This is a genomic window from Ruoffia halotolerans (genome assembly GCF_014049385.1).
Classification (GTDB): domain Bacteria; phylum Bacillota; class Bacilli; order Lactobacillales; family Aerococcaceae; genus Ruoffia; species Ruoffia halotolerans.
This window is the reverse complement of record NZ_JACAOA010000050.1, coordinates 1-4033: the sequence shown is the minus strand read 5'-3', so window position 1 is coordinate 4033 and position 4033 is coordinate 1. Positions and strand designations below refer to the sequence as shown.

The 4033-nt window shown below is 37.1% G+C and carries 3 protein-coding genes; all 3 read right to left on the bottom strand.

Features of this window, described 5'->3' with window-relative positions:
• Positions 1-44: 44 nt before the first annotated feature.
• Positions 45-776 carry an amino acid ABC transporter ATP-binding protein gene (locus HW423_RS10575; protein ID WP_197105139.1) on the bottom strand — a complete coding sequence of 244 codons (732 nt, stop codon included), beginning with the start codon at positions 774-776 and terminating at the stop codon, positions 45-47.
• A 6-nt stretch (positions 777-782) separates the two neighbouring features.
• Positions 783-2966 (bottom strand): ABC transporter substrate-binding protein/permease, encoded by a 2184-nt coding sequence (locus HW423_RS10570; protein ID WP_218931872.1) that lies wholly within the window; start codon positions 2964-2966, stop codon positions 783-785.
• Positions 2967-3825: 859 nt separating this feature from the next.
• A partial coding sequence (locus tag HW423_RS11260) for a transposase (protein WP_235956484.1) occupies positions 3826-4033 on the bottom strand: 208 nt, incomplete at its 5' end.

Sequence of the window (4033 nt, the reverse complement as noted above, 5' to 3'; positions counted from 1 at the left end):
CCAATAAAAAAGGTAGCCCGAAAGCTACCTCGTTCAAATACTAATTAAACTAATACTTTATCTAAGAATGATTTCGTACGTTCTTCTTTAGGATTACTGAATAGTACTGAGGGAAGATCTTCTTCCACTACATAGCCACCATCCATGAAGATGACACGGTCTCCAACTTCACGAGCGAATCCCATCTCATGAGTTACAACAACCATTGTCATACCTTGTGCCGCTAAATCTTTCATAACGTTAAGAACATCTCCGACCATCTCAGGGTCAAGTGCTGACGTTGGTTCGTCAAACAACATAATATCTGGATCCATGGCTAAGGCACGCGCAATTGCCACACGTTGTTTTTGTCCACCTGATAATGAGTTTGGATACGCATCTGCTTTATCATCAAGTCCAACTTGATTTAATAAATCTAATGCTTTTTTATCTGCTTCATCTTTTGATAACACATCTAGTTCAACCGGTGCTAAAGTGATGTTTTCTTTAACACTTAAATGTGGGAATAAGTTAAAGTGTTGGAATACCATTCCGATATTTTTACGCACCGAGTTAATATCTGTCTCTTTTGCACTGATATTCACACCATTAACATTCACTTCACCGCCGTTGATTTCTTCTAAGCGGTTTAGGCAACGAAGTAATGTTGATTTACCTGAACCCGAAGGGCCGATAATACAAACAACTTCTCCTGAATCTACATGTAAATCAATACCTTTTAATACTTCATTATTACCAAAACTTTTCTTTAAACCTTTTACTATTACGTTTGCCATTAGTTGTTACACATCCTTTTCTAGTCTATTAGAAATCTTAGTTAAGATTGTAATCAAGATTATGTACATTAATCCAACGATTAACCACATTGCTCCTGATTGATAAGTACGAGCAATAATAATTCGTCCTGTTTGAGTTAATTCTACTAAACCAATTACTGATAGAATTGATGTATCTTTCAGTGTAATAACAAACTGGTTAATGAATGAAGGAATCATAATTCTGAACGCTTGTGGTAAGATAATTCGTCTCATTGTCTTACTTTTGTTCAACCCTAAACTTCGAGCCGCTTCATCTTGACCGACATCAACCGCATTAATACCACCACGTACAATTTCAGCAATATAAGCCGCAGCGTTAATACTTAAGGTAGTTATTCCGGCTCCTACCGCTCCAAAAGTCCAACCTGTTAACTGTGGAATACCGAAATATATGAAGAATGATAATACGATCATCGGTGTACCACGCATCAAGTCAATATAAACTTGAGCAATGAATGATAAGATAATGTTACCAGACGTACGCATTAAACCAATGATAATACCAATAACGGCTGCAATTGCAAATGACACTAATGTAATCCATAAAGTAGTCCATAATCCGTTAAGTAAAGCACGGCCGTTTTGTTCGATTATACCGAAGAAACCACTTGAAGAAGATTCTTTTTCTAACTCTTCCTCACCTAAGTAGTTCGAAATTATTGTATCATACTCACCAGAGGTTTGAATATTACTTAGTCCCTGATTGAATAAAGCAACTAATTCTGGGTTCTCACCGGCAGAAACAGCAAATCCATAATCAGTCAATTCCATTTGTTCACCAATAAAGCGTAATGGAATACCTCCAGTTTGAGCTGCATAAGCCATTACTGGGTAATCTTCAATAACTGCAACAGAGTTTCCTGCTTGTAAATCTTCATACATATTAACTGAATCTTCAAACGTTGAAATCGTAAAGCCGTATTTATCAGCTACTGCTTCAGCTGTAGCCATACCCGTTGTACCTGTCTTAACAGCAACGTTTTTACCTTTCAAATCTTCTAATGTTTCAACATCACTATCTTCTAAGACTGCGAATTGAACTCCCGCTTCATAATAAGGGTTTGAGAAGTCGAATGACTCTTCACGTTCTTCCGTAATCCCCATACCAGCAATCATTCCATCAATTTGACCCGCTTCAACAGCTTGTAAAGCCGCGTTAAATCCTAATGGGCGAATCTCATAATTGAAGCCTTGATCTGCAGCGATGGCAGCTAGTAAATCCATATCAATACCAACGTATTCGCCGTCATCTCCAACGAACTCGAATGGTGCAAACGTCGTATCTGTACCAATGATATAAGTGCGATCTGGATCAGCTACAACTACTTCAGAACCCTCTTCCTCTTCGGAACTTGGGTCTGCGTTCATCATGTCTGCATCGCCTAAATGTGTATTAACGATTTCAGCAAATTCACCTGACTCACGAACATTTGCGAGTCCCGCATTAAACATTTCAATTAATTCTGGATTCTCACCTGTTTGAACAGCGAATCCATAATCTGTTATTTCCATTTGTTCGCCGATAAAGCGTAATGGAATACCTCCTGTTTGTGCTGCATAAGCCATGACTGGGTAGTCTTCAATGACTGCGACAGAATTTCCTGCTTGTAAGTCTTCATACATGTTAACTGAATCTTCAAAGGTTGAAATCGTAAAGCCAAATTCATCGGCCACTGATTCAGCTGCTGCCATTCCTGTGGTACCTGTCTTAACAGCAACGTTTTGACCTTCTAAATCTTCTAATGATTCGATTTCGCTATCTTCTAAAACAGCGAATTGCACTCCTGCTTCATAGTATGGATCTGAGAAGTCAAAAGATTCTTGTCGCTCTTCTGTAATTCCCATACCAGCAATCATACCATCAACTTGCCCACTCTCTACAGCTTGTAAAGCTGCATTGAATCCTAGTGGTCTTATCTCGTATTCAAAACCTTGATCTTCAGCGATTGCTTCCAATAGGTCCATATCAATCCCAACAAAGTCGCCATTCTCATCCTGATACTCAAATGGGGCAAATGTTGTATCTGTAGCAATAATGTAAGGCTCATTATCCTCTTGTGCCTGCACCACCGTATTCATTACCGGTGCACCGACAAGTACGGTTAACATTACAACTAAACTCATAGATAACCATCTAAAAAACTTCATGTTTCACTCCAACTTTCCTTGAATATTAATAATTTAAGAATTTTTTCTCATATTTCTCTAACAATCCATATTATACGCGAAAAAGACCCTATTTCGCAACTTATATATATCATTATATGTAAATAAATCTAACATAAATCAATAAAATAGCACTATAATCCTAACAAATAAGTGAAGATTGCTATCTATTATGTAAAATGGTAACAAAAAAAAGACGAATCCAATTGGAATCGACTTTTCATAAATGTGTATCATCTAATCTTTATGTATAAAGTAATTATGAACTAACTCTGTGTCTAATGCCTTGTGTAAAACTATACGAGTGATTTCTCCCACAATAAAAGCGTGACTGGAGCGAAGCACAACATGATTAAGTGAGTAAATGACCTGTCATTTCCATTACTAGTACAATTGACATAATAGACGCTCGAACAACAGCAGTCATCACACTGCCGGCATGCTAAGATAACGAAATACACCATATAAAATGGTTCTAGTCTAATAATGTGTTAGACGAGCAATCCAGAGATGGCTCCTACCCGTATCTAGGAATAACGAATGTACCAATTAAATGCTTTTATAATAAAATTAAACTGTAGAAACGAACCTCCTACAGCTATCAAAATCACAGTCATTTTAGAATCCGTTTTTACTCATGACGCAATTATATGTTTCCCACACAAATAAAAAAGATCAAGCGATAACTTTGTTGCTTGATTTTTATTGAAAATGAGTTATCAACCCTATTTGGAAAAAACAAAAAAACACGGCTCTTCGATTTTTGATGTTGGTGGCTAAATATAGGTCAGTATGAGAAATCATACTGGCTTTTTTCATACTCTAATTTAGTCCATTTAATTTAAGCTGCTTTGTGTCTTAACGTTTCTTTTTGCTTAGTTGCTTTCTCGTCTTCAAATAATAGCGGTCGCTTCTTACGCTTTTTCACTGTAAGGGTCTGACAAATCAAAATCCGATAGCGTAAGTTTTGGAAGTTCCGATACCCATAGCCACTGCGTTTGATGTTCTTGATTTTATTATTGGTTCCTTCAACGACACCATTCGATAGA

Bases quoted from the DNA above. Each gene is read 5' to 3' on its own strand.
- HW423_RS10575 (WP_197105139.1), bottom strand. From the start codon at position 776: ATGGCAAACGTAATAGTAAAAGGTTTAAAGAAAAGTTTTGGTAATAAT.
- HW423_RS10570 (WP_218931872.1), bottom strand. From the start codon at position 2,966: ATGAAGTTTTTTAGATGGTTATCTATGAGTTTAGTTGTAATGTTAACC.